This is a genomic window from Acidovorax sp. SUPP3434, from assembly GCF_030159015.1.
Classification (GTDB): domain Bacteria; phylum Pseudomonadota; class Gammaproteobacteria; order Burkholderiales; family Burkholderiaceae_C; genus Paracidovorax.
The window spans coordinates 1-1,663 of sequence record NZ_BQXL01000039.1 but is presented as its reverse complement, the minus strand read 5'-3'; the positions used below and the strand labels follow the sequence as shown (position 1 = coordinate 1,663).

Here is a 1,663-nt window from a genome sequence, read left to right as displayed (position 1 = left end):
GTCGGAATCTGCGCCACCAACGGGCTCATCGGAGATACCACTGCGCCGTTGACACCCGATGCCCCAGCAATGAATTCTGTGATAGCTGGGCCATACCGGTAGTAGGCACTTTGTACCCATGCCGCGGCTCTGTTAGCGATCATTACCGCATTCAGTCCCTGCGGATCTATCGCATTCAGAGGATCGCCACCCACATACCCAAACCGATTCCACCCGCCATCCAGCCCGATCGGGTCGGCCTGGAAGTACCGCCCCGAAGGCGGGTCATAGGACCGGTTCAGGTTGTAGTTCAGTTGGGTTTCCTCATCAAACACCTGCCCCGGATACCGCAGGTCGAACTTCACGGCTTCTGCATAGGCTGCACTGCCCTGCCCGCTTTGTGAGTAATTGGTCGCCCCGGTTGTCGGATTGGCCTCTCCAAACCCCGTGATCAGCCATTGCCACGCCACCTGGCCCTGCGTGTTGGTGAGGCGCCGGGGCGTGTTCAAGTGGTCCGCATCGATGGCATACAGCCTGCCGTTGATCTGCGCCGCAATGGGCATCGGCCCGTTCGCGGTGGGCAGGTAGATCACTTCGGTGCTGTCCATCTCGCCTGCCGGTGCTGCGCTGTCGCTGCTCCTTCGGCTGCCGTACTGCCCCAGCACGGTGCTGCCGATGCCGTCTTCGGCATAGACGGTCTGTGTGGTGATGGCGGGGTTTTTGGCCCCCGACAGCCGCGCATCGCTCTTGAACACGCGCTGCCCCAGGGCGTTGTAGGTGTAGCTCACCGCCAGTGCGTTGGCCGGGTCAGCGTTCGGCCCCGCCTTGGCGATGCGGCCATCCACGCCGTAGTGCAGGTAGCTGTCGCCCTTCCTGGTGATCGATCCGGTGGCGTCGTGGATGTAGCTGACGTTGGTGGTCTGCGCGCTGCCGCCCGCGGGCGTGAAGGTCTGCGTGTAGCCGCCCAGGTGGTTGCTGGTGCTGCCGATTTGGTAGTCGCGCTGCAGCGTGGCGGTGCCCCCTGCCGTGCTGCTGCTGTAGTAGCTCTGGCTGCGGTTGCCGTTGGCATCCCACGCGTAGCCGCTGGCGTTGGCCCCGATGGTGTCGCTCAAGGTCGTTCCGCTGGGCAGCGTGAGGGTGTTGGGTGCGCTGTGCGCGCTGGCGGTGAGCCGGCCCACCGTGTCGTAGCTGTATGCGCTGGTGAGCGCCACCTGCTGCGCCACCGTGCTGCTTTGCGTGGGCAGCATGTGCTGCTGGGTGATCTGCGCGATGCGCCCGGCGCTGTCCCAGGTCAGTTGCAGCAGGGCACTGGCGGCCAACTGGCCCGCGCTGGTGTAGCTGCGCTGCTCGGCCAGCGGCGCGGGGTTGCCGGGGGTCTGCACGAACCCGGGCCATTGCCAGCCGGTGGCCTGGCCCAGCGGGCTCCAGGTGATGCCGCTGACCAGCGGCTGGCCGTTCCACTGCAGCCCGGTGAGCTGGCCGGTGGCGTCGTACTGGTGCACCAGCTGGCGACCGCTGGGGTAGGTGATGCGGGCGATCTGCCCGGCGCCAGCACTGCCTGCGCTGCCCGTCCCGCCTGGCACGTACTGGTAGCCCACGGTGCTGCTGCTGCCGTTGGCCAGGACCTGGGTGCGTGCGGTGATGCGCCCTTGCGCGTCGCGCTGGTAGCGCGTGGTGACGCCCG

At 66.6% G+C, this 1,663-nt stretch carries 1 protein-coding gene; it reads right to left on the bottom strand.

What is annotated here, in order from left to right:
- Positions 1 to 1,663: RHS repeat-associated core domain-containing protein (locus tag AVKW3434_RS24155; RefSeq protein ID WP_284407866.1), on the bottom strand; the 1,663-nt coding region annotated here is incomplete at both ends.